At 66.5% G+C, this 21,964-nt stretch carries 18 protein-coding genes; 10 read left to right on the forward strand and 8 right to left on the reverse strand.

All coding sequences use genetic code 11. The features are described 5' to 3' along the window. The first annotated feature begins 60 nt into the window (after window positions 1-60). Both gnd and prcB read left to right on the forward strand, forming a co-directional pair. A complete protein-coding gene (gene gnd / locus AB0L58_RS36665; protein WP_364394648.1) occupies window positions 61-1,092 on the forward strand; it encodes a phosphogluconate dehydrogenase (NAD(+)-dependent, decarboxylating) in 1,032 nt (343 codons plus the stop codon). Between the two features lie 56 nt (window positions 1,093-1,148). After that, the gene (prcB, locus tag AB0L58_RS36670; protein ID WP_364394650.1) at window positions 1,149-1,946 is read left to right on the forward strand and encodes a proteasome subunit beta; all 798 of its coding nucleotides are present in this window, start codon (window positions 1,149-1,151) and stop codon (window positions 1,944-1,946) included. Window positions 1,947-1,950: 4 nt separating this feature from the next. Here the strand turns inward: prcB and AB0L58_RS36675 are convergent, their stop codons facing one another. Both AB0L58_RS36675 and AB0L58_RS36680 read right to left on the reverse strand, forming a co-directional pair. Continuing rightward, on the reverse strand, window positions 1,951-2,496 hold the full coding sequence (locus AB0L58_RS36675; RefSeq protein ID WP_364394652.1) for a hypothetical protein: 546 nt from the start codon (window positions 2,494-2,496) through the stop codon (window positions 1,951-1,953). Between the two features lie 322 nt (window positions 2,497-2,818). Continuing rightward, entirely contained in the window at window positions 2,819-4,135 is a 1,317-nt protein-coding gene (locus tag AB0L58_RS36680; RefSeq protein WP_364394654.1) for an acetyl-CoA C-acetyltransferase, read from the reverse strand. Between the two features lie 246 nt (window positions 4,136-4,381). Between AB0L58_RS36680 and AB0L58_RS36685 the strand changes: the two genes are divergently transcribed. Continuing rightward, window positions 4,382-5,740 (forward strand): 3-oxoacyl-ACP reductase, encoded by a 1,359-nt coding sequence (locus AB0L58_RS36685; protein WP_364394656.1) that lies wholly within the window; start codon window positions 4,382-4,384, stop codon window positions 5,738-5,740. Then, the gene (locus AB0L58_RS36690) at window positions 5,740-6,606 is read left to right on the forward strand and encodes a MaoC/PaaZ C-terminal domain-containing protein (protein ID WP_364394702.1); all 867 of its coding nucleotides are present in this window, start codon (window positions 5,740-5,742) and stop codon (window positions 6,604-6,606) included. The genes AB0L58_RS36685 and AB0L58_RS36690 overlap by 1 nt, the downstream gene beginning before the upstream one ends. 249 nt (window positions 6,607-6,855) lie before the next feature. On the opposite strand, the gene AB0L58_RS36695 is transcribed toward AB0L58_RS36690, so the two are convergent. The 4 genes from AB0L58_RS36695 to AB0L58_RS36710 form a co-directional block, all read right to left on the reverse strand. Next, window positions 6,856-8,082 (reverse strand): DUF5685 family protein, encoded by a 1,227-nt coding sequence (locus tag AB0L58_RS36695; RefSeq protein ID WP_364394658.1) that lies wholly within the window; start codon window positions 8,080-8,082, stop codon window positions 6,856-6,858. Between the two features lie 207 nt (window positions 8,083-8,289). Continuing rightward, the gene (locus AB0L58_RS36700) at window positions 8,290-8,889 is read right to left on the reverse strand and encodes a TetR/AcrR family transcriptional regulator (RefSeq protein WP_364394659.1); all 600 of its coding nucleotides are present in this window, start codon (window positions 8,887-8,889) and stop codon (window positions 8,290-8,292) included. A 251-nt stretch (window positions 8,890-9,140) separates the two neighbouring features. Further along, window positions 9,141-10,298 carry a glycoside hydrolase family 3 N-terminal domain-containing protein gene (locus AB0L58_RS36705; protein WP_364394661.1) on the reverse strand — a complete coding sequence of 386 codons (1,158 nt, stop codon included), beginning with the start codon at window positions 10,296-10,298 and terminating at the stop codon, window positions 9,141-9,143. Window positions 10,299-10,336: 38 nt separating this feature from the next. Beyond that, window positions 10,337-11,665: an ADP-ribosylglycohydrolase family protein gene (locus tag AB0L58_RS36710; protein WP_364394663.1), complete on the reverse strand. Its 1,329-nt coding sequence runs from the start codon at window positions 11,663-11,665 to the stop codon at window positions 10,337-10,339. 147 nt (window positions 11,666-11,812) lie between these two features. Here AB0L58_RS36710 and AB0L58_RS36715 point away from each other — a divergent pair, with 147 nt between their 5' ends. The 5 genes from AB0L58_RS36715 (at window position 11,813) to AB0L58_RS36735 (ending at window position 18,801) form a co-directional block, all read left to right on the forward strand. After that, window positions 11,813-12,292: a universal stress protein gene (locus AB0L58_RS36715; protein ID WP_364394665.1), complete on the forward strand. Its 480-nt coding sequence runs from the start codon at window positions 11,813-11,815 to the stop codon at window positions 12,290-12,292. A 57-nt stretch (window positions 12,293-12,349) separates the two neighbouring features. Further along, window positions 12,350-13,441, forward strand: coding sequence for an isochorismate synthase (locus AB0L58_RS36720; RefSeq protein WP_364394668.1), 1,092 nt, complete (start codon window positions 12,350-12,352; stop codon window positions 13,439-13,441). A gap of 115 nt (window positions 13,442-13,556) precedes the next feature. After that, a complete protein-coding gene (locus AB0L58_RS36725; protein ID WP_083898253.1) occupies window positions 13,557-13,724 on the forward strand; it encodes a DUF2613 domain-containing protein in 168 nt (55 codons plus the stop codon). A gap of 145 nt (window positions 13,725-13,869) precedes the next feature. Further along, on the forward strand, window positions 13,870-18,270 hold the full coding sequence (locus AB0L58_RS36730; RefSeq protein WP_364394704.1) for an alpha-(1->3)-arabinofuranosyltransferase: 4,401 nt from the start codon (window positions 13,870-13,872) through the stop codon (window positions 18,268-18,270). Between the two features lie 30 nt (window positions 18,271-18,300). Then, entirely contained in the window at window positions 18,301-18,801 is a 501-nt protein-coding gene (locus AB0L58_RS36735) for a DinB family protein (protein ID WP_364394670.1), read from the forward strand. Between the two features lie 112 nt (window positions 18,802-18,913). Here AB0L58_RS36735 and AB0L58_RS36740 read toward each other — a convergent pair whose 3' ends face one another. Further along, the gene (locus AB0L58_RS36740; protein WP_364394672.1) at window positions 18,914-20,119 is read right to left on the reverse strand and encodes an acyltransferase; all 1,206 of its coding nucleotides are present in this window, start codon (window positions 20,117-20,119) and stop codon (window positions 18,914-18,916) included. A 239-nt stretch (window positions 20,120-20,358) separates the two neighbouring features. Between AB0L58_RS36740 and AB0L58_RS36745 the strand changes: the two genes are divergently transcribed. Further along, window positions 20,359-21,465, forward strand: a complete 1,107-nt coding sequence (locus AB0L58_RS36745; RefSeq protein ID WP_364394674.1) for a DUF3068 domain-containing protein — start codon at window positions 20,359-20,361, stop codon at window positions 21,463-21,465. A gap of 87 nt (window positions 21,466-21,552) precedes the next feature. Here the strand turns inward: AB0L58_RS36745 and AB0L58_RS36750 are convergent, their stop codons facing one another. Next, the gene (locus tag AB0L58_RS36750) at window positions 21,553-21,918 is read right to left on the reverse strand and encodes a VOC family protein (RefSeq protein ID WP_364394676.1); all 366 of its coding nucleotides are present in this window, start codon (window positions 21,916-21,918) and stop codon (window positions 21,553-21,555) included. Between the last annotated feature and the right edge of the window lie 46 nt (window positions 21,919-21,964).

Raw genomic sequence — 21,964 nt, forward strand, 5'->3', positions numbered from 1 at the left:
GGGACAATCGAGCTGAACTATTCCCACCAGGGCTCCACATGCGACGAGGAGATGGATGGAATGCAGCTGGGAATGATCGGCCTAGGCCGAATGGGCAGCAATATCGTGCGCCGGATCGTCAAAGACGGACATACCGCCGTCGGCTACGAACGCAAACCCAAAATGATCGGCGCCCTCACCACGGAACTGGGCAGCGACGGTTTCCAGGGCTCCACCGAGCTACCGGACTTCGTGTCCCGGCTGGAGACCCCGCGGGTGGTCTGGGTGATGATCCCGGCCGCGGTGACCGGACAGGTGATCGACCAGGTCGCCGCGCTGCTCGAGCCCGGCGACATCATCATCGACGGCGGCAACAGCCGCTACCACGACGACATCGCGCGGGCCGCCGCGCTGCGGCCCAAGGGCATCCACTATGTGGATATCGGCACCTCGGGTGGGGTATTCGGACTGGACCGCGGCTTCTGTCTGATGATCGGCGGCGAGACCGAGCCCGTGGCGCATCTGGATCCGCTGCTGAAATCCATCGCACCCGGAGTCGAGGCGGCCGAGCGGACGCCGGGCCGCACGGGCGAGCCGTCGCCCGCCGAACAGGGCTATCTGCACTGCGGACCCGCCGGTGCGGGCCATTTCGTGAAGATGGTGCACAACGGCATCGAATACGGCGCGATGGCCGCCTATGCCGAGGGGCTGAACATCCTGCACAAGGCCGGTATCGGCGCGACGCACGATGCTGTGGCCTCCGCCGAGCAGACCCCGCTCGAACATCCCGAGTGGTATCGATACGACATCGACGTGCCCGAGGTGACCGAGGTGTGGCGGCGCGGTTCGGTGGTCGCCTCGTGGTTGCTGGACCTCACCGCGAGCGAGCTCTATGCCGACCCGACCCTGCAATCCTTCGACGGCCGGGTATCGGACTCCGGCGAGGGCCGCTGGACCCTGGATGCCGCGATCGATACCGGTGTCCCCGCGCCGGTGCTCGCGGCGGCGCTGTTCGGGCGGTTCTCCTCACGCGGCGAAGCGCTGTATGCGGACAAAATGCTCTCGGCCATGCGCAAGGCATTCGGCGGTCACATCGAGCTGCCCGCGAAGTAGGACCACCTATTTCGGGGCGCTGACGCCCAGGGTGGGAAGTCGTTACGGTGGGAGTCATGGAGTTCGCGACGTCTTCCTTCTCCGAGAACCTGCGCCGATATGCCCCGGAACTCCTGCCAGGCAGCGATTTCGGCAATGCCACGGTGCACAAGGACATCGCGCCGCACGGCACCACCATCGTGGCCGTCGCCTACCGCGGCGGCGTGCTACTCGCCGGTGACCGGCGCGGCACCATGGGAAATCTGCTGGCCAGCCGGGATATGGAGAAGGTGTTCATCACCGATACCTACTCGGCGGCGGGTTTCGCGGGCACCGTCGGCATGGCCATCGAGATGATCCGATTGTTCGCGGTCGAGCTCGAACACTACGAGAAGATCGAGGGTGTCGGGCTGACCTTCGAGGGCAAGGCCAATAAGCTCTCGAAGATGGTGCGCGACAATCTGCCTGCCGCACTACAGGATATGGCGGTGGTCCCGGTGCTGGTCGGCTATGACCTGAGTGCCACCGATCCAGAGAAGGTCGGACGGATCTTCTCCTACGATGTCGTCGGCGGTCGCAGCGAGGAGCGCTTCGGCTACACCGCGGTCGGTTCCGGTTCGCTGTTCGCGAAGTCCTCGCTGAAGAAAACCTACAGTCGTGGCATCGACGAGGACCGGGCACTTCGGATCACCGTCGAATCACTCTTCGACGCCGCCGAGGACGACACCGCCACCGGCGGACCGGATCTGTCCCGTGGCATCTACCCGACTGTAGTCGTCATCAATTCCGAAGGCGCGGTGGAGATTCCCGCGAATCGACTCGCCGATATCACTCGCCGACTCGTCGAGGATCGTGCCGCACTGGCCCGCGAATGAGCCCTCAGGGGGACTCGCCGTAGAGTGCGCGGAAGTCCGCGAGCGTGCCGGTGTAGTACTCCAGATCGTCGAAGAGCTGATGGCGCGTGATCCGTTCGGGCTCGGCACGCTGTAGCTGTTCGCCCTGCTCGGACCAGAATGCCGAGGGAGGTAAGCGGTCCGCGTGATCGGGCAGGAATTTGATCGCCTCCTCGATCGCATCGGCGGCGAACTGCCAGTTCAACTCCACGGCTTTGCGATCCTGCTCAGGTCTGCCCTGGTAGGCCATGTCCGCCGCGAGTGCACGGCGGGCGAAGGTGTTCGCGACCATGATCCACTGCGCGGCGTCGACCAGCGGGGAGACGCCGAGACCGAACCGCACGCCGAGATTCCGGCACGCCGCCTCGGAGTCGTACGGGATCTCGACGTCACCGACCGTCGAGTGCACGGTCCATGCGTGCTCGCCTTCGATCGGCTCGATCTGGGGTGGGCTCGCCACCGTGGTCTCATCGGCTGCCGCGAGCAGGCCCAGGTAGATCTGTGCTTCGGCCAGGGTCCTCGCGGTCGGCATCCACCCGACCGTAGTCGATTCCGAAGGCGCGGTGGAGATTTCCGCGAATCGACTCGCGGAGATCACCCCCGAGCCTGCCGACGACCGTGCTGCGGCGGCACACGATTGAACGCCAGGGGTGGTTTTCGGTCGACGAAACGAAACCGAATACCACCCACCCCCGGCTCGTGTTCACATCAGCTTTCTCGAAAGGCGACAGCTGATTTCGTCAGCACATGGGTAACTCATCGGGTACGCTCCAACCCGGCCACCGCCTGCCCCCAGCCGCCGACGCCGTGGCACTCGGGTCCGGCGCTGTATATCCGGGGAGGCGGGGGAGCGCTCAGCGCTCCAGGATCGCGACAACGCCCTGACCACCCGCGGCGCAGATGGAGATCAGCGCGCGGCCGGATCCCTTCTCCGCCAACATCTTCGCGGCGGACGCCACGATGCGGCCGCCGGTCGCGGCGAACGGGTGACCCGCGGCGAGCGAGGAACCGTTGACATTGAGCTTGCTGCGATCGATCGAACCGAGCGCGCCGTCCAGACCCAGCCGCTCCTTGCAGTACTGATCCGACTCCCACGCCTGCAGGGTGGCCAGCACCACCGAGGCGAAGGCCTCGTGGATCTCGTAGTAGTCGAAGTCCTGCAAGGTCAGGCCATTTCGGGCCAGCAGGCGCGGCACCGCGTAGGTGGGCGCCATCAGCAGGCCGTCCGGGCCGTGGATGTAATCGACGGCGGCGACCTCGGAATCGACCAGATTCGCGAGCACCGGCAGATTGCGCTCGGCGGCCCATTCCGCACTGGACAGCAGCACCGCGGAGGCACCGTCGGTGAGCGGGGTGGAGTTACCCGCGGTCATGGTGGCATCGCCCAGTTTGGTGCCGAAGACGGGCTTCAGGGTGGCCAGCTTCTCGATGGTCGAACCGGGACGCAGGTTGTCATCGCGGGTCAGGCCGAGGAACGGGGTGATCAGATCGTCGAAGAAGCCGCGGTCGTAGGCGGCGGCCATATTCTTGTGCGACAGGTAGGCCAGTTCGTCCTGCGCCTCGCGCGCGATGCCGAATTCCTTGGCGGTGATGGCGGCATGCTCACCCATGGACAGTCCGGTGCGCGGTTCGGCATTGCGCGGAATTTCGATGCCGAGCATGGCCGGGCGCAACTGACCGACCAGCTTGAGGCGGTCCTTATTGGTCTTGGCGCGGTTGGCGTCGAGCATCCACTCGCGCATGGCCTCGCTGACCCCGATCGGAGCGTCGGAGGTGGTATCGGTGCCACCGCCCACACCGGCATCGATGCGACCGGCGGCGATCGCGTCACCGACGGTGACGATCGCCTGCAAGCCGGTGCCGCAGGCCAATTGGAGGTCGTGGGCCGGGGTGTAGGGACTGAGCTTGCTGCCGAGCACACTCTCGCGGATCATGCCGTGCTCGCCGACGCGCTTGAGCACCGCGCCGCCGACCACCATGCCGAGGCGCTCGCCCTGCAGGCCGAACCGGCTCACCAATCCGTCCAACGCGGCGGTGAACATGTCCTGGTTCGAGGCGTGGGCATAGGCCTTGTCGGAGCGGGCGAACGGAATCCGGTTGCCGCCCACGATCGCAACCGGGCGTGGGCCCTTCTTGGCCGTGCTCTTCGCTGAACGGGCTTTGGTTGTCACTCGAGTCTCCAAGGTCTCGTCGGGTGCCCGGTGGGCCGTTCGGCGCGGACGTGTCCGCGCAGATCGACGCCCCGTCGCGGTTGGTTTACTTTAAACTTACTCTGGAGTAAGTTTATTGTCGACACCGTACCCGGCAAGTCTGCGTAAATTCGCGCCGGGGCAGCTAGTGAGCGAACAGACCATTCGGCAGCAGAGCCACCGGCGGGCCGAAACCACGACACACGAGACACAGAAAAGGGAGAAACAGTGGCAGCAAGCAAGAGCAAGGGTGCTCCCAACCTCTACGGATCGTTCGTACACTCCGCTCCCGGCCAGTTCCTGGCGAGCAAGTTGGGCCTGCCGCAGCCGGAGAACCTGCGCCGTTACCAGGCCGGTGAGCCGCCGCTGCCCGGTCCGGTACTGCTCGGCGGCAAGGGCCGCGTCGCCGAACCCGTTCGCACCCTGCTGTCGGACTACACCTTCGCCGACGCGCCCGCGTCGGGTCAGAAGTACGGAGCGCTGGTGTTCGACGCGACCGGCATCGGCACGGTCGAGGATCTCGCACAGCTTTTCGAATTCTTCCAGCCCGCCATGCGCAGCATCGCGGCGTCCGGTCGCGTCATCGTCATCGGTACCACCCCCGAGCTGACCGCGGGCGTCGACGAGCAGATCGCCCAGCGCGCGCTCGAGGGCTTCACCCGCAGCGTGGCCAAGGAACTGCTGCGCGGCGCCACCGCCCAGCTGGTCTACCTGCACCCGGAGGCCTCCGCCACCGCCTCCGGTCTGGAATCCACGCTGCGCTTCCTGCTTTCGGCCAAATCGGCATTCGTCGACGGTCAGGTCATCCGGGTCGGCAAGGCCGACGCGGTGGCCCCGGCCGCCTGGGATAAGCCGCTCGATGGCAAGGTCGCCGTGGTCACCGGCGCCGCGCGCGGCATCGGCGCGACCATCGCCGAGGTATTCGCCCGCGATGGCGCCACCGTGATCGTCGCCGATATCCCGGCCGCCGGTGAGGCCCTTTCGGCCACCGCGAACAAGGTCGGCGGGACCGCGCTCGCGCTCGACGTGACCGCGTCGGACGCCGCCGAGAAGCTGGCGGAATTCGCCACCGAGCGCTTCGGCGGCATCGACATCATCGTGCACAACGCCGGCATCACCCGCGACAAGCTGCTCGCCAATATGGACGAGGGCCGGTGGAAATCGGTCATCAACGTGAATCTCGCCGCACCGCACCGCATTACCGAGGGGCTGGTGGCGCGTGGCGCCCTGAAGGAGGGCGGCCGAGTAATCGACGTGTCTTCCATCGCTGGCATCGCGGGCAACCGCGGCCAGACCAACTACGGCACCTCCAAGGCCGGTGTCATCGGTATGGTCGACGCCGAGGCGCCGAAGCTGGCCGAGAAGGGCATCACCATCAACGCCGTCGCGCCCGGTTTCATCGAAACCGCCATGACCGCGGCCATTCCGCTGGCCACCCGCGAGGCGGGTCGGCTGATGAGCTCACTGCTGCAGGGCGGACAGACCGTCGACGTCGCCGAGACCATCGCCTACTTCGCCAGCCCGGCGTCGAATGCGGTGAGCGGCAATGTGGTTCGGGTCTGCGGTCAGAGCCTGATCGGCGCATGATGACCGAGACGATCACGCTCACCGAACCTCCCAAGAACAGCAGCCTTTTCGTCAAGGCCGCGCTCGGTGCGGTGCCGGTGCCACTGATCTCGGCACGCAAATCGACGCTGCCCGACCGCATCGTGCGGCTGGCGGGACTGCGCGTTGATCCGGATCACCTGGCCGCGTACTGCCGGGCGACCGGACTGCGGTTCGGCGACTCGCTGCCGCTGACGTACCCGTTCATCCTCAGCTTCCCGCTGGCGATGCAACTCGTTGTGGCACGCGACTTTCCGTTCGTCGCGGTAGGTGCGGTGCACGCGCAGAATCTGATCGAGCGCAGTCGCGAGATCTCGGTGAGCGAGCCGCTGGACTTCACCACGCATATCGAGAATCTGCGCGAGCACCCGAAGGGGCTGCTGGTGGATGCGATCACCGAGGTGAACGTCGGCCGGGAGCTGGTGTGGCGTCAGGTCACCACCTTCCTGCACCAACAGCGCACCTCGCTTTCGGGTGAGCCGAAGGGTGAGCCGAAGCCGGAAGAGGTGCCGCCGCCGCCGATGCGGACCGTTCGGGTGGATCAGAAGACGATCACCCGGTACGCGGCCGCCTCCGGGGACCACAACCCGATCCACACTTCGGCATTGGGCGCCAAGGCATTCGGCTTCCCGAAAGCGATCGCGCACGGCATGTGGTCGGCCGCGAACATCCTCTCGAATGTCGAAGGGCGGATTCCGGAAAAGGCGAGCTACGCGGTCAAGTTCGGCAAGCCGATTCTGCTGCCGTCCACCGTGAACGTCTACGCCGACCAAGTCGAGGGCGGTTGGGACCTGGCGTTGCTGCACCCGAAAAAGGGCTACCCGCATCTGACGGCCACCCTGCGCTGAGTTCGCCCGAAGCCGCACCCCGTACGGGGTGCGGCTTCGCCGTTTCCAGCCGCACCCGCGCGGGCCGGCCCGCTGCCGCGCGTGAATTCGCCTTCTGCGCAGCGAATGCCGGGTAAATCAGTGCGCGACGCGACAGAACATGCGCGGTAGGAACGGCGCAGCTCGCCGCGCCGATTCAGCTGCGGCACACGAATCCCGGCGAATCGTAGGACAGATCGGTGCGTGGCGGGTCGGAGTCGAGCGCGCGGGTCAGCAGTCGCAGCCGCAACCGTCGCAGCAGCCGTCGCAGTCACAGCAGTTGCTGCAGCAGTCGCAGCCATCGCAGCAATCGCCGCAGTCGCAGTTCTTGATCCAGGCGTCCTTGCGTTTGCCGCTGCATGGGTTGGTGTGGTCGGCGCAGCAGGCGTAGCCGGTGCAGTAGACGCCGAGAACCAATGCCAGCGCCTGGCCGACCCCTGGGCGGCGCGGCGGTTTCTCGAATCCGGTTCCCGGTGGCGTCGGGTACTGCATGGTCGGGGTGTGCCGGGATGCGCGGCAGGCGTGGGCGGCTGCGCCGAGGCCGCCGCCGACTCTGCGCACCACGGAGTGCAGTGGGTCGAGCAGCATCCAGCGAATGGCGGGGACCTGGTCCAGTTTCGCCTCCGCAACCGCTCGGCGCAGCCGCGAATTCGATTGCCGCAGCAGATCGTAGGCCTCGGGCATGGTGGTTCCGGTAGCCGCGAGCGGATTGAAGCGGCCGCGGGTCCGGTCGTCGTCGAAGTCCTCGACGGCATCGGCGAGATGCGCGATCCGTCCGAAATGCCTGCCCGCCTCGCGCAGAGCGGCGATGTTGTCCGGCCGGTCGGCCAGAACCGCGGTGTGCGCGAAGAATTCCGCCGCGCAGAGTTGCGTCGGCGCGGTCAACTCGTCGAGAGTGATGGTGCGAGCCGCATCTTCCGATGTTTCGGGCCTGCCGCTGGGCAATCCGCGCGCCGAAAGTCCCGAGCCATCGGCACCGGCCAAGGCAAGGGCTTCCAGGTGCGGCTGCGAGTTGATCGCGGCGACAAGCGGTTCCACATCGAGGCCGATCAGCGTTGCCTGTGATCGCGCGCGGTCCGCCCAGCGGGTCGACACCTTCGTCATCGGGCGGCCGGTGAGCACGGAGCCGTCACCGTCGTAGACGTGATCGCGAATCTTGGCCGAGCCCAACAAGAGTGACGCGGTGGCCGCCAGCAGTACGCCCGGCGCATCCGCACTCGCCACCTCGGCTCGACGCATCCCCCGCAGTGCGCACGGCCCCGCCGTGGTCCGCCCCGCCGTACCGGGCAGCTGCGCCTCGGTCAGCACGCTCAGGACGATCGCATCAGTATTGGTCGCCGCCCGCGCCAACTGCCCGTGCCCGTCCCGCAACCCCAAACACAGCCCACACATATGTGCACGCCACTGCCCCGCATCGATCCCGTATTTCTCGGCCCCATGCGAACACGGCCGCAACATCCCGAACAATTCCGCCCCGTTCCCCGACCCAACTGCGCCGGTCCACTCTTTTGATCTCCCGCACTCTGGCAGCCCGTTAACACCGCCGCAAGCCAGTCCTGCCCCGCGGCGCACGGGTTGCCCGCCGCGCACGAATCAGCGTGCGAACACACACGCAGGAGAAGACTCGAGCGCGGGACCGAACTGACGGCCGCGGCGGGTCCGGCGCTACTCCGCCTTTTTGCGGCCTGCGAGGCCGCGCCAGGCGAGGTCGTCCAGCAGGTCGACTGCCTCGGCGACTTCGATGCGGCCACTGGCCACGCGGTCGGCAATGGCTTCGCCCGCGCCGATGACGGCCACGGCGACAATGTCGAAGTTGGTGCCGGGTTCGGCGTGTTTGGCGCTGGATTCGAGGAGTTTGGCAGTCAGTTCGATGACGCGTTCCCGGGCGTTCTCGATTTCCGAGGCGAAGGCCTGCTGACCGATCGCCTGGCGGTAGAGCACCTGCCAGGAGTTGCGGTTGCGGTCGACGAATCCGAGGAAACCCTCGAGTGCCGTGCGGAGCTGATCGTGCGGGGACAGTTGCGGATTGCCCGCCGGGGCCACCGATTCGATGAAGCGCAACCCCTCGCGCTGGATGCAGGCGCGGAACAATTCATCCTTGGAGCCGTAGTAGAGATACAGCATGGGCTTGGAGATCTTCGCCTCGGCGGCGATCGCGTCCATCGAGGTGTCGTGGAACCCCTTACGCGAGAAGACCTCGACCGCGGCATCGAGCATCTGCTGCTCACGAACCGCACGAGGAAGTCGCTTCGTTCCGCCCGCCATCACTCTCCTACCACATGGTGAAGCTCTTATATTACTCCAAGGTAAGTTCGGTGGGTCGGATTGCGCGTTCGTAAGTTCGGCGAACTATCGGCACTCGGCTCCCATCCCTCGGACCGCGATGTCCTTGGATTCGCGGGCAACACTGTTCAGCTGTCCAGCAGAGCGATATTACGGCTGTCCAGCGACAAGGCGGCTGTACAACATACGACACCCGTAGCGACCGCTTGCAGGTCGCTCGAACGGGTCGGCACTCAGCAGGACGGCAGCGCGCCCTTGAATCGAGCCATTCGCAGCACCGATGCGTCGACCCGCTCTGCGGACAGGCGGCCACTCGAAACTGCCTGCTCGAGCCGATCCAGCACCTGCGGCACCGCATCGGTGGTGATCCACAGGGCATTGTCGGCACCGGCGACCAGCGCCGCCTCGACCGCGTCCTCGATGCTCATCCGGCTGGTGATCGCGGCCATGCCGCCGAGGTCATCGGTGAAGATCGGACCCTGGAACGGGGCCGCACCGTAGCCGGTCCCATCGCGCAGCAGCGACATGGCCTCCGGGCTGATGCTGGCGGGGACATCAGGAGTGGTCAGGCCGGGTACGTCGAGGTGGCCGACCATGACGGCGGCACCGGAGCCGATCAGATTGCGGAACGGCACCAGGTCGACCGTCTGCAGCTGCGACAGCGGCGGGGTACGGACGGCGCCGGTATGCGAATCGCCCGATCCGGAACCGTGGCCAGGGAAGTGCTTCATCACCGTGCCGACGCCGACCTCGTTCATGGCGCGGATGTAGGCGTCGGCGTATTCGGTGACCACCGCGGGATCGTCGGAGAAGGACCGGTCGCCGATGACGGAGTCGTCGGGCTGGCTGCTCACATCGACGTCCGGGGCGAAGTCCACCGTGACGCCCAGATCCTTGAGGGCGCGCCCCCGGGTCACGGTGGCGTCGTGGAACTGCTGGGCGGTCATGGTCTGAGCGGTCACCCTGGCCGACGGGACCGCGCCGATCAGATCCTTGACCCGGGAGACCCGGCCGCCCTCCTCATCGATGGTCACCAGCAGCGGTATCTCGGCCGCGTCCTTGACCTGCTTGATCAGGCCATCGGCCAGCAGCGACCGATCGGTCCAGCCGCCGACGAAGATGCCGCCGACCTGCGAATTGCGCACCACATTCGTGGCGTCGTCGGCACCTGTGACACCGACGGTCAGCAGCTGGGCGAGTTTCTCTCGGGTGGTGAGCTTGGCGAGAAAGTCCGCTCCGCAGTCGCGTCTGGCGACGGTGGTGGCGGGAGCCAAACCGGTCGTAGCGTCGTGCGTCGAGGCGGGCGACGGCGCGGAGCCGGAGTCACCGTTCGAGCAGGCCGTCGCGACGGCGGCGAGAATTGCGAGCAGGACGATAGGCGTCTTCCGCATAACACTCACGGTAATCCGCGCGCTCCGGCGGGTTCGACTCAGGTCCGACTAGCGGCCAAGCGCTGCGTCCGGCGAGCCAGGTCGGAGATTCGGCTGCCGTCTTGGCCGAAGACCGCGCTGTGCAGTCTGTCGTGGAACGGGTCGGTCCAGTGGGCCGGGATCCCGCCTCCACCGACCCGGATTCCGGCGACCGAACCCGCCGTCGCGCCATTGGAGTCGGTATCGCAACCACCTTGTACGGTGAGCGCGATGGTGCGGGTGAAATCGCCAGCGCCCCAGAGCAAACCGGCGGTGACGAGGCAGGCGTTCGGAATGGCGTGCACCCAGTTGTAGTGGTCGTGGCGGCGGTGAATGGCTTCGACGGCCTGCTCCCACGGCATGGCGCTGTCATGGTCCGCGATCACTTCGGCGACCGCGGCGTACAACCTCGAACGGTGCGGAATGCATTGTTGGGCAATGGAAACCGCATCCACTATGCCATCGGCGGTGAAGGCGGCGGCGACCAGCGCGGCAGCCCACATCGCCGCATACATACCGTTGCCGATATGTGAGAGCCCGGCATCGCGCGCCGCGAGTTCGGCGGCACGTACCGGATTACCCGGGTTGACGTAACCGTAGATATCCGCGCGAATCATCGCACCGATCCACTCGCGGTACGGATTTCGATACCCGGCCACCTGCGGTGGTTTCCGACCGGCGATCAGATTGCGGTAGGCGACCCGCTCCGCGGTATAGGTCTGCAGAAATGGCAGATGTGTCAACCAGGCATCCGCGACATCGGATTGTGTGAAATTCGTTCCGCACGTTTCCAATAGGCGCAGGCCCAGGACGGTGTAATCGACATCGTCATCGCGCGGCGCGCCATCGATGCGCCCCTGCACCGACACCGGCCAGGTCGGATTCAACGGATATTCCGGCGACGGCGGCAATAATGCGGGCACATAGTCGGTCAGCGGATAGGCACCGGCCCGCTCGAGGTAGGCACGGATTCGCGCGGGCGTCCAAACGAATCCGTTTTCCAGCGGCTTACCGAGTGTGCAGCCCACGCAGCGCCCGAGCCAACCACCATGGATCCGCTCGAACAGCTCGGGTATCGGCGCGACCGGCCGCATGGCGCATGGCGGTGCCGCGGTTTCTGATTCGTCATAACCCCAGTCGGGATCGCGTTCGGCGCCCTCGAGTCGCTCGAGAACCGCCCAGCATTCGGTCGGTTCGACCGGATCGGCGGCAATCAGCGCGCGCACCTCGGACTCGAACTCGGCTACCGGATAGCCCGATTCGAGCCGCTGCCGCCATTCATAGAACAGCAGCGTCCGCGGGTCGATCTCGTGCCTGCCGAAGAACAACAGTTCGTTCGCATCGGGCATATCCGCTCCTGGTCCGTATCGCCCGGTCGGTTTTCCGCTGTTCAATCCTTTCCCGCAGCAGATTATCCGCGCGCGGCAATACCTCGGGACGGAGTTGTCCGGAGTAATGTTGTGACGTAGCCAAATGACTCCCAACTGGAGGTCATCGTGCCGTGCGATCTCATGCTCATCGCCTATGACGGTTCCGAAAATGCCAAGCGGGCCATCGAATATGCCGGTCGGTTCCTCGCGGCGAACCGAGCGGTGGTGCTCACCGCCTGGGAACCGATGGTGCGCCAGGCCGCTCGGCTGTCCGGACTCTCCGGTGTGATGCAGCCGGAATGGGTGCCCGACGAAGAGATCGAGGATGTCGCCTATGTCGACGCCCGCAATATCAATATCGAGGGCGTCCGCCTGGCCAAACTCGCCGGTCTGAATGCCGAGGCACGCACCGCGGAATGCACGACGACGATCTGGAACGCCATCGTCGAAACCGCCGACGACTTGGACGTCGACATCATCGTGGCGGGTACGCGCGGCGCCACCGGTATTCGAGCGCTGATGCACAGCAGCGTCGCCGACGCCGTACTCAAACATTGCCACCGTCCGGTGCTCATGGTGCCGCCGGGCAGGGAACCGCGTCGCTGAGATTTGGATCGCTCGGGTGGCTCTGCTCCGGGTTTGCGGGGTTAGGGTCGAGGGATCATGAACGGTTTCTTGCTCGCCCAGCCCGGTGGGGTGGTCCGCGCGTCGGGGACCCGGGTCGCCTTCGACGAGGCGGCACGGGCGGTGGCGGCGCTGCGGGACGGATCCGCCGAACTGATCGTCGGGGCCCTGCCGTTCGATCCGCGGAATCCGGCCGCGCTGAGCGTGCCCGAACAGGCACAACATACGGTCGGGCCATGGCGGCCCGCGGCGCTGCCGGACTTGCCCGCCGTTCGGGTCATTGCCGAAATACCCAGTCCGGCAGAGCATGTCGCGCGGGTGACGAAACTGGTCGAGCAGCTGAACGATCCGGCGCAGCCGTTGCGCAAGGTCGTGGCCGCTCGATCGGTGCTGGTCGAAGCCGATAGCGCGCTGGACCCGGAGTTGGTCGCGGGACATCTGTTGACCAGGCATCCGCATGCGAATGTTTTCGCGGTCGATCTGACGGCCGCGGGGCGGCCGGGTGTGACGCTGGTCGGCGCCACCCCGGAGGTACTGGTCGCGCGGCACGGCGCGACCGTCACGCTGCATCCGCTCGCGGGTACGCTGCCGCGCCTCGCCGATCCGGACGCCGATGCCGCACAAGCGCGAGATTTGTTGGCCAGCACCAAGAATCGTGACGAGCATGCGTTCGTCATCGACTGGATCCGCGAAGTGCTCGCACCGGTGTGCGCGGAACTCAGCATTCCGGACGGTCCGCAGCTGATCAGTACGCACGAGGTCTGGCATCTGGCCACCCCGATCACCGGCCGCCTGCGCGATCCCGCGACGACCGCGCTCGACCTGGCGATCCGACTGCACCCGACCCCGGCGGTCGGTGGCACACCGACCGATCTCGCCCTCGACACGATCGCGCACAGAGAAGAGGAACGCGGCTTCTACGGCGGCGCGGTCGGCTGGTGCGATGCGCACGGCGACGGCGAATGGGTGGTCGCCATCCGCAGCGCGGAAATCACCGCCGACGGGCGCGCGATCCGCGCCTTCGCGGGCGGCGGCATCGTAGCCGCCTCCGATCCGCAGGCCGAATTGGACGAGACCACCGCCAAGCTGCGCACCCTGCTCGGCAGTTTGCACTGCGCCGTCCCGAGCTGAGCGACCCCCTGCCCGCAATTCGGTTTCGCTATCGGTGGCCTGAACGTAGGTGATCGCGCGCGGCCCTGCTAGGTTGGCCCAGAATGTGCCTGCATCGATGTATTGGAGTGCCGCGATGAAGTTTGCTGTCCCTGGTGTTGCGAGTGCGGTCGCCGGCGCCGTGTTGGGCGTGATCGCGGTGTTCGTCATCACGATGGCAGTGCAGCAGAACACGCGGCCGGATATCGAGCGCAGCGACTCCACCTCCTCGCTACTCAACAACGTTGAGTACGGCAGCCGCTGACCCGCGACGAGGCGAGCGCCGCCCGCGGGGGCGGTAGCGCAGCGTGACGACGGAGCGGCCTCGGAGAACCGCCAATCCACCGCAGAATCGGGCTTCCCCTGCCGGCCCGCTCGGTACCTCCGATGCGGCGCACGACCGCGCCGCGCTGGGCCGCGGCTGGTTCGTCGGGACCGTGGTCGCGGCGTTCCTACTCACCTTCCTCCAGGCGCCCGGCCTGACGGTCGCCGACACCAAATACGACTTAGCGCAGAACCCGCTGGGTTTCCTCGAACGCGCCGCCCATCTGTGGAGCAGTCAGGCCCCGATGGGGCAGGTGCAGAACCAGGCCTACGGGTACTTCTTTCCGCACGGCGCGTTCTTCTCGGCCGGACATGTGCTCGGGCTGCCCGCATGGGTGACACAGCGGATCTGGTGGGCATTGCTGCTGCTCGCCGGGTTCTGGGGCATCGTCCGGCTGTGTGAAACGCTCGGCATCGGGTCGCGCGGGTCCAGGATCGTGGCAGCGACCGCGTTCGCGCTATCACCGCGCGTGCTGACCACGCTGGGTTCGATCTCCTCGGAAACGCTGCCGATGGTCCTCGCGCCGTGGGTGCTGCTCGCGCCCGCCGCACTGGGCACCGCCTATCGCAATCGACGCGGCGGTGCGGCCTCGCCCGCCGGTAGTGCGCTGGCACTGGCGCTGATGGGTGCGGTCAACGCGGTGGCGACGGTCGCGGCATTTCTGCCCGCGCTGTTGTGGTGGGCGTCGTATCGGCCGAACCGGCGCTGGTGGCGGTTCACCCGAACCTGGATTCCACTGCTGGTACTGGCCACCTTCTGGTGGGCGGTGCCGTTGCTGCTGCTCGGCAAGGTGAGTCCGCCGTTCCTGGACTACATCGAATCCTCGGGGGTGACCACACAGTGGGCGTCGCTGGGTGAGGTGCTGCGCGGCACCGACAGTTGGACACCGTTCGTCTCGCCGGAGCGGATCGCGGGCGCGGTCCTGGTGACCCAACCTTCGGCGGTGCTGGCCACCGGACTGCTCGCGGCGGCGGGTATGGCCGGATTGGCCATGCGGTCCATGCCTTATCGCGGGCGACTCACGCTGATCCTGCTGGTCGGACTGGTCGGGATCTGTGCCGGATTCGTCGGTGAACTGAGCGGGCCGTTCGCGGATTCGGTGCGCGTATTCCTGGATGCCGGGGGCGCGCCGCTGCGCAATGTGCACAAGCTGGAACCGCTGATCCGAATTCCGCTGGTACTCGGCCTCGCACACCTATTGCGCAAGGTGGCGTTGCCCGCATCCGTCCCGATGCCGGTATGGCGCAATGCCTTCGCACATCCCGAACGCGATAAGTCGGTCGCGGTCGCCGCCCTGATCCTCACCGCGCTCGCGCTGTCCACCTCATTGGCCTGGACCACGAAGCTCGCGCCGCGCGGCGCCTACGACGAGGTGCCAGGGTACTGGAAGCAGACGGCGCAGTGGTTGTCCCACAATGCCGCCGACACCCGAGCGCTGGTTGTGCCCGGCGCCCCCTTCGGCAGTCAGGTGTGGGGACTCACCCGCGACGAGCCGCTGCAGGCGCTCGCGAGTACGCCGTGGGCGATTCGCGATGCGGTCCCGCTGAATCCGCCGGGCACCATCCGGGCCATGGATTCGGTGCAGCGGTTGATCGCCGACGGCAGACCGTCGACTGGTCTCGCCGCGACGCTGGCCGAACAGGGCATCGGAATTCTGGTATTGCGCAACGATCTCGATCCGGAGACATCGCGTTCGACCCGGCCGATGCTGGCACATCAGGCGATCGACGGGTCACCGGGATTGCACAAGGTCGCCGAATTCGGCAACCCGATCCAGACTGCCGTTATGTCCGACGGTCTGGTCGCCGATGGTGATCTGCGGCCGGCGTATCCGGCGGTCGAGATCTATCGGGTCGAGGCGAAGTCCGCCGGGACCCCCATCGAAATTCGCAGCGGCACCGGAGCACCGTCATCGTTCCCAGGTGCCTATGCGGTGCCCATGGCATCGGTCGGCACGGTTCAGGGCGGGCCCGAGGTGCTCGAACGGTTGCGCCGCGATGCCACTACCGCACCGATGCTTCTCGCCGCCGATGCGGCGGCGGCCGGACTGCCGATCGGGCCGTTGACCGTGACGGATACGCCGATGGACCGAGAGGCCGATTTCGGTCGGGTGGACAATCACAATTCGGCGTTGCGCGCGCCCGACGATGCGCGCCGCACGCACAATCTGGTGCCCGACTATCCGGTGCCCGGCGCGGAGTTGGTGCGCGGGGAATGGTCGGGGGCGACGGTCACCGCATCGAGTTCCGCCGCCGACGCGACGCAGTTGGGTGGATCCGCACCCGGCAGTTCGACCGCCGCCGTCGTGGATGGTGATCCGTCGACCGCATGGATCAGCAATGGCGCCGAACACGCACTGGGACAATGGCTTCGGCTCGATCTCGACCAGCCGATCAGTTCCGGCCTGCTGCAGTTGACCACCAGTGCGGCTGCCATCGGCGATCCGGTGAAATGGGTCGAGGTGCGGACCGCGAACGGGAGTGTGTCCGCGCGGATTCCCGAACCCGGTAAGCCGGTATCGATTTCGTTGCCCGCGGGCAAAACCGACTGGCTCACCATCACCGCCATCCGCACCGAGGACGGAACGCGCGGTGGACAATTCGGGATCAGCGAGCTGACGCTGAACGACTACACCGACCGCGCCGCACCCGTGCGGGTCGATATTCGGCACCGGACCGTGCTGCCGCCCACCTCGGCGGGCGCACAGGTGCGGGCCTGGGATCTCGGTCAGGAATTCCCGGGGCGTAGTGCGTGCTTCGATGCGCCGGACCGGGTGCGGTGCAGTAAGGGACTCGCCCTGGCACCGGAAGAACCCGGCACATTCGAGCGCACGCTTTCGGTGCCGGAGCCGATGACGGTGACGCCGCAGTTGACCGTGCGAACTCGGCAGGGTCCGACGCTGGAGGCGCTGCTCACCGACCACACCCATCCCGTCGCCCGGGGTAAGGCCGATGTCGGCGACCTGCGTGGTTCCGCCTTCGCGGCGACCGATGGGGATCCGCGGACGAGTTGGACCGCGCCGGAGGATTCGGTACGAAATCTGGCGGGCGGCAAACCGACACTCACCCTGGAATTGCCCGAACCGGCACTGGTGACGGGTCTCGATGTGACACCGTCGCTCGGTGGGCTGCCCGCCGCCCCCGTATCGGTGGCGGTAAATCTCGGCAACGGCCCACAGGTCCGCGAACTCGAACCGGGTGAATCGACCCGAATCTCCTTGCAGCCCACCGTGACCGATCGCATCGAACTGAGCATCCAGACCTGGAAGCCGGTACTCGACCGCACCGCCCTCGGTTACGCCCAGGCACAGCCGCCCGGTCTCGCCGAGGTGTCGGTGCTCGGTCCGGATTACCCCGCGCCCGCCGCACCGGATCGGCTGATCACCGTCCCGTGCGCGCAAGGGCCGACGATCGCGCTCGGTGGACGGTTCGTACATACCTCTGTCACGGCGACTGCTGATGAATTGCGTTCTGGTGCACCGGTTCCCGCTCGCGTGTGTGCGGATTCGGAACCTCCTCCCGAATCGGTCCATGGCGAGGATGCGGGCCGCCCCGGTTCGGCCGACACCGCCGAAACCACCGACACGATCGCGGTGGCCGCGGGCCGTGCGGACGTGACGGTCGCACCGACGGATCTGTTCTTCGTCGACCGGCTTCGCCTGAACCGCACCGGTTTCGACCCCGCCACGGCGACGCCCACGACGAGATCGGGGCAGCTCGTTGTTCTGCCGCTCAGCACCAATGTCGGTTGGCAGGCACGCACGGCTGACGGCAAAGCACTCGAGCCGGTCGTGGTCAACGGTTGGCAGCAAGGCTGGCTGCTCCCGGACAACTACGCCGCCGGATCGAATCCCATCACCGTCTCATTCCCCATCGACCGCTGGTACCGCCTCAGCATCTTCGGCGGTCTGCTCCTGCTGCTCCCGTTGGCCCTACTGGCCATCCCGCGCAAGCGCCGGATCCCGGCAGCCGGTGGCCCGAAGCCGAATTCACGCGTGAGTGCGGATGCCGGTGGAAATGCGACCGGTCCGCACAGCCCTGCCGCCACCGAGGCGAACACACCCGACGCCAACGCACGCGCCGACGCCGATATGAATCCAGCCTCCGCCAACGCACCCGATGCCGATGCTGATGTGCATGCAGCCGATCGAACCATCGAAGGCGATTCGCCCCCGACCACCTGGGGCAATCGCATTCTCGGCGCACTCGGAATCACCGCTGTCGCAACAGTAATCGCCGGACCGGTCGGCACGGCACTGACCATAGTCATACTCGCCGCCACCAGGTTCTCCGCATGGATGACACCGAAAGTCCTCGCCGCCATTGCGGGCCTTGGCACCGCGACCGCAGCGGCGGCCCTGTCCACCGGACCATGGCGCGCCGCAGGCGGATACGTGGGCGGCTCGCTGTGGGTGCAACTGCCCGCACTACTCGCCGTAATCGCCGTCGGCATTGCCGCGCTGCCCGCGCGACACGAACATCGTTGAGGGATTCAGCCGATTGCTAGCCTCGATCAGATGACGGACTGCGCGGAGTGCGGATTCGACTACGACCCGGAGTTGGTTCCCGAGGTGTCGGCGCTGACCAGGGTGCACGCGGCGGAGTACGCGGCACTGCTAGACGGTGATATCCGGGTGCTGCGGCAGCGGAGGGCGCCGGAGGTGTGGTCACCATTGGAATATGCCTGCCATGTGCGGGATGTCCTGCTCGCACAACGGGAACGCGTACTGCTTGCCCGCCGGGTCGATAGACCCGAGCCGGAGCCCATGGGTCGCGATGAGCGGGTCGAGCACGACGGCTATGCCGATCAGCAACCGTCGGATGTGGCCAGGCAGCTCGAGGATGCGGCAATGCTGTTCGCCAACGTCCTCGACCGGCTGACACCTTCGGCCTGGGACCGGGAGCTCATTTTCACCTACCCGCAGCGACAGGAACGCACACTGCGCTGGCTGGCTCTGCACACGCTGCACGAGTTGCGGCACCATCTGGTCGACATCCGCCGCCAGCTCGATGGCTGATCAGTGCCACAACCCGCAAGATCTCGCGCAGGAGTCGCTGATCTTGCGGTCCGCATTCGAGCGCTCACAGTCACCGGGCGTGAGCAACGCACTTGCCGCGGCCCGAACCCGCTCAGCCAACCGTATCGTCGCGCGCTTGCGTCACGGCCGTGGCCGAGCGCGCGGCCTTCGCACGATCCCGATCACGCGCGAACCGGCGCGCCGGTTCCTCGATGAGTGCATAGCTGGCCGCGGCGATCGGCAGGGTGATCGCGATCGTCAGGATGAGCACCCTGCCGAAGTTGCCACTGAAGGGAAGGATTCCGAAGATCGGGAACACCACGGAAAGCACCGCGAGATGCCAGAGGAAGATGCCGTAGGACCAGCGGCCGATCATCGCGGCGAGCCCGGATTCCAACCAGCGATGTGGACGGGCGCCGGGCGGACGCAGCACCAGCGGAGCGAGCAGCGCGAAGCCGATGACCGCGCCGAATCCCATCTTCGCCACGTACTGCCAGGGCTCGGCCCGCGTCAGACCGGCGGGGCCGCCCAGGTCCGTGGCGGACATCAGGAAGGCGATCAGGGCGATACTCCACATCACCGGCTGATTCGCGAGCACCCGAAGCCGTGGCGATAGCCGATCGCTATTGTCAACGAGCTCGGCGAGCAACATGCCGCCCGCGAACCACGGCAGATAGCCCGGCAGCCAATTGTCGGCGTGAATGGCGTCGGGAGTCGGCACCGGTAGGAAATTCCAGCCCAGACTCACCACCGCGAGGGCGAGGATCGCGGGAATTCGCCAGCGCGCGGCATCGCCACGCAGCCGCACCGTCGCGAAGGCCAAGAGCGGCAGCACGACATAGAACGCCACCTCGACGGACAGACTCCACATCTGAGTGAGCCCATCGGTGAGCGTGAGCGGCACGAACACCTGCGTCAATGCCAGATTCGAGACCCATACCCGCAGGCCCGCGGTATCGGCGGCGGCCGGCACCAGGATCAGCACCGCGGCAACCACCGCCCAATACGCGGGCAGAATGCGCGCCGCCCGATGCCGGAAGTAATGGCCGACCGGCGGCGCGGTGCCCAGTCCGCGCGCCACCGCCGCATGCGGACGCCAGAGCAGGAAGCCGGACAGTGCGAAGAACACCGCGACCGCCATATCGAACCGTTCCCAAATCCGACCGAGCACCGGCGTATTCGCGGCACCGGTCTGGAATGCGACATGGGTCAGCAGCACACCGAGTGCGGCCATGCCGCGCATACCTTCGAGGGCGGGCACGAAACCGCGCGTACGCATGGCGGCGTCGGTGGTCGGCGCGGGCAGGGTAGCGGTCATCGAACTCCAGTCTGCCGGCCCTTTCGAGCGACCTGCAAGCAGTCGCTACGAATATCGCCCTACCAGCTGGTAACCCGACGTTTCAGATTTCGCGCTAGACTCGGGCGATTTCTGGGTCGAATCCGGCCTCGGCACCGCATGGTACGACATCGGGCTGTTAGTGTCGGGGCTCACGAGTGCCGCGGTGCGCCCGCAGTACTCGCCGTACAGACCTGTGTTCTACGACGAGGAGAGTTTGCATGGCACTGAGTGCCGGAACCAGAAGGACGGTGGCCTGCCTGCTCGTGGGTCTCGGCGCGTTGCTGATCGTCGCCGCGGTGATGATCCCGACCTACACCGTCAGCAAACTGGCCAAAACTCCACTCGACCTCGAGATCACAACCATCGCGACGAACCAGTCGGGCGAGGACAGCCTGGTCCTGGACTCCAAGTCGCTCACCGCACCGGAGGGCGCGGCCAAGATCGACACCAATGTGCCGCTGATCTCGCAGCGGTTCACCACCGTCGAGGAGCCCTCCGACGCCACCGAGATGACCCTCCAGGCCGGTCAGACCCTGCGTCGCATCGACAAGCAGGGCGACACCGGCCTACTCAGCGCCACCGTGGACCGGGTCACCATCGACCGCAAGTCCGGCGAGCCCGTGGCCAAGGACCCCAACGGCTCCATCGCCGTCACGGTGAACAAGGACATGGAGAGCATTGCCGACCCGGTCCAGCACACCGGTCTGCAGTACCGCTTCCCGATCGGCACCGAGAAGAAGACCTACCCGTACTTCGATATCAATGCGCGTAAGACCTTCGATGCCAACTTCATCGAAGAGACCGAAATCAACGATATGAAGGTCTACCACTTCCAGATGACGGTCCCGGTGACCAACTTGTGGGACGTGATCCAGTCGCCGTCCAACAAGCTGAGCCTGCCCGCCGCCAAGTGGGGCCTCGAGGGCGACGAGCCGGTCACCATGAGCCGCTTCTACACCGACACCCGCGACCTGTGGGTCGAACCGCAGACCGGCACGGTGATCAAGGGTGGCGAGCAGATCCACCTCTACTACGCGCGCAGCGGTGACCACCCCGATGTCACCGCGCTGAAGTCGCACCTCGTCTTCGACGAGAACACCATCGAATCGCAGATCTCGGTGGCCAAGGAGAACATCGACAAGCTGTCGCTGTACGGCCGGATCATGCCGATCGTGCTCGGCGTGCTCGGTGTGGCCGCAGTGGTCGGCGGTGTGTTCCTCGGGATCCGCGGTGGGTCCGCGCCGGTCGGTGCGGCCCGGCGTGGGCCGGGTCGCGGTGGGGACGACAGTCCGACCGAGCAGATCCGGATCCAGAAGAATCGCTGACAGTTGATCCGATAACTCGGCTCCCCGGCGTTATGTCGGGGAGCCGAGTTCGTTTCGGCGTGGGTCGGTCCGGATGACATGCGACGCTCAGGGCGTGGGCGAACCCTGCGGATAGGCAACGGGATGCGACGGCTGATACAGCAGCATCACTCCCGCACCCGGAATCTTCATATCGACGCAGCGCCCGAAACTCCGCTCGGCGACCGCACCCACGAATTGCGCCCCACGCCCGCCCAATTCCGCCATCGTCTGCTCGATGTCATCGCACATCAACGAAATCTCATGGCGTGGCGGCCCATCCGCGGGATGCACGCCGAGCTCGCTCGGCCCCGTCCCGAAAATGAGCCAGCCGGCGTGGGCATCGACATTCGGCCAGCCGAGAACGTCGCGGAAGAAGGCACGAGCCGCGTCCGGATCCTCCGCGTAGACCAGGGTATGCACGGCGGTGATCATGCTGGTGATGCTAGATGCATGGACGGCGCTGCGATGCGTGTCTTAT

Origin of the sequence: Nocardia sp. NPDC052112 (genome assembly GCF_040680135.1) — a bacterium.
Classification (GTDB): Bacteria; Actinomycetota; Actinomycetes; order Mycobacteriales; family Mycobacteriaceae; genus Nocardia.

What these genes read in the sequence shown, in the direction of transcription:
- gnd (WP_364394648.1), top strand. Translation starts at nt 61, where the DNA reads ATGCAGCTGGGAATGATCGGCCTAGGCCGAATGGGCAGCAATATCGTG.
- prcB (WP_364394650.1), top strand. Translation starts at nt 1,149, where the DNA reads ATGGAGTTCGCGACGTCTTCCTTCTCCGAGAACCTGCGCCGATATGCC.
- AB0L58_RS36675 (WP_364394652.1), bottom strand. Translation starts at nt 2,496, where the DNA reads ATGCCGACCGCGAGGACCCTGGCCGAAGCACAGATCTACCTGGGCCTG.
- AB0L58_RS36690 (WP_364394702.1), top strand. Translation starts at nt 5,740, where the DNA reads ATGACCGAGACGATCACGCTCACCGAACCTCCCAAGAACAGCAGCCTT.
- AB0L58_RS36695 (WP_364394658.1), bottom strand. Translation starts at nt 8,082, where the DNA reads ATGTTGCGGCCGTGTTCGCATGGGGCCGAGAAATACGGGATCGATGCG.
- AB0L58_RS36700 (WP_364394659.1), bottom strand. Translation starts at nt 8,889, where the DNA reads ATGGCGGGCGGAACGAAGCGACTTCCTCGTGCGGTTCGTGAGCAGCAG.
- AB0L58_RS36705 (WP_364394661.1), bottom strand. Translation starts at nt 10,298, where the DNA reads ATGCGGAAGACGCCTATCGTCCTGCTCGCAATTCTCGCCGCCGTCGCG.
- AB0L58_RS36710 (WP_364394663.1), bottom strand. Translation starts at nt 11,665, where the DNA reads ATGCCCGATGCGAACGAACTGTTGTTCTTCGGCAGGCACGAGATCGAC.
- AB0L58_RS36720 (WP_364394668.1), top strand. Translation starts at nt 12,350, where the DNA reads ATGAACGGTTTCTTGCTCGCCCAGCCCGGTGGGGTGGTCCGCGCGTCG.
- AB0L58_RS36725 (WP_083898253.1), top strand. Translation starts at nt 13,557, where the DNA reads ATGAAGTTTGCTGTCCCTGGTGTTGCGAGTGCGGTCGCCGGCGCCGTG.
- AB0L58_RS36735 (WP_364394670.1), top strand. Translation starts at nt 18,301, where the DNA reads ATGACGGACTGCGCGGAGTGCGGATTCGACTACGACCCGGAGTTGGTT.
- AB0L58_RS36740 (WP_364394672.1), bottom strand. Translation starts at nt 20,119, where the DNA reads ATGACCGCTACCCTGCCCGCGCCGACCACCGACGCCGCCATGCGTACG.
- AB0L58_RS36745 (WP_364394674.1), top strand. Translation starts at nt 20,359, where the DNA reads ATGGCACTGAGTGCCGGAACCAGAAGGACGGTGGCCTGCCTGCTCGTG.
- AB0L58_RS36750 (WP_364394676.1), bottom strand. Translation starts at nt 21,918, where the DNA reads ATGATCACCGCCGTGCATACCCTGGTCTACGCGGAGGATCCGGACGCG.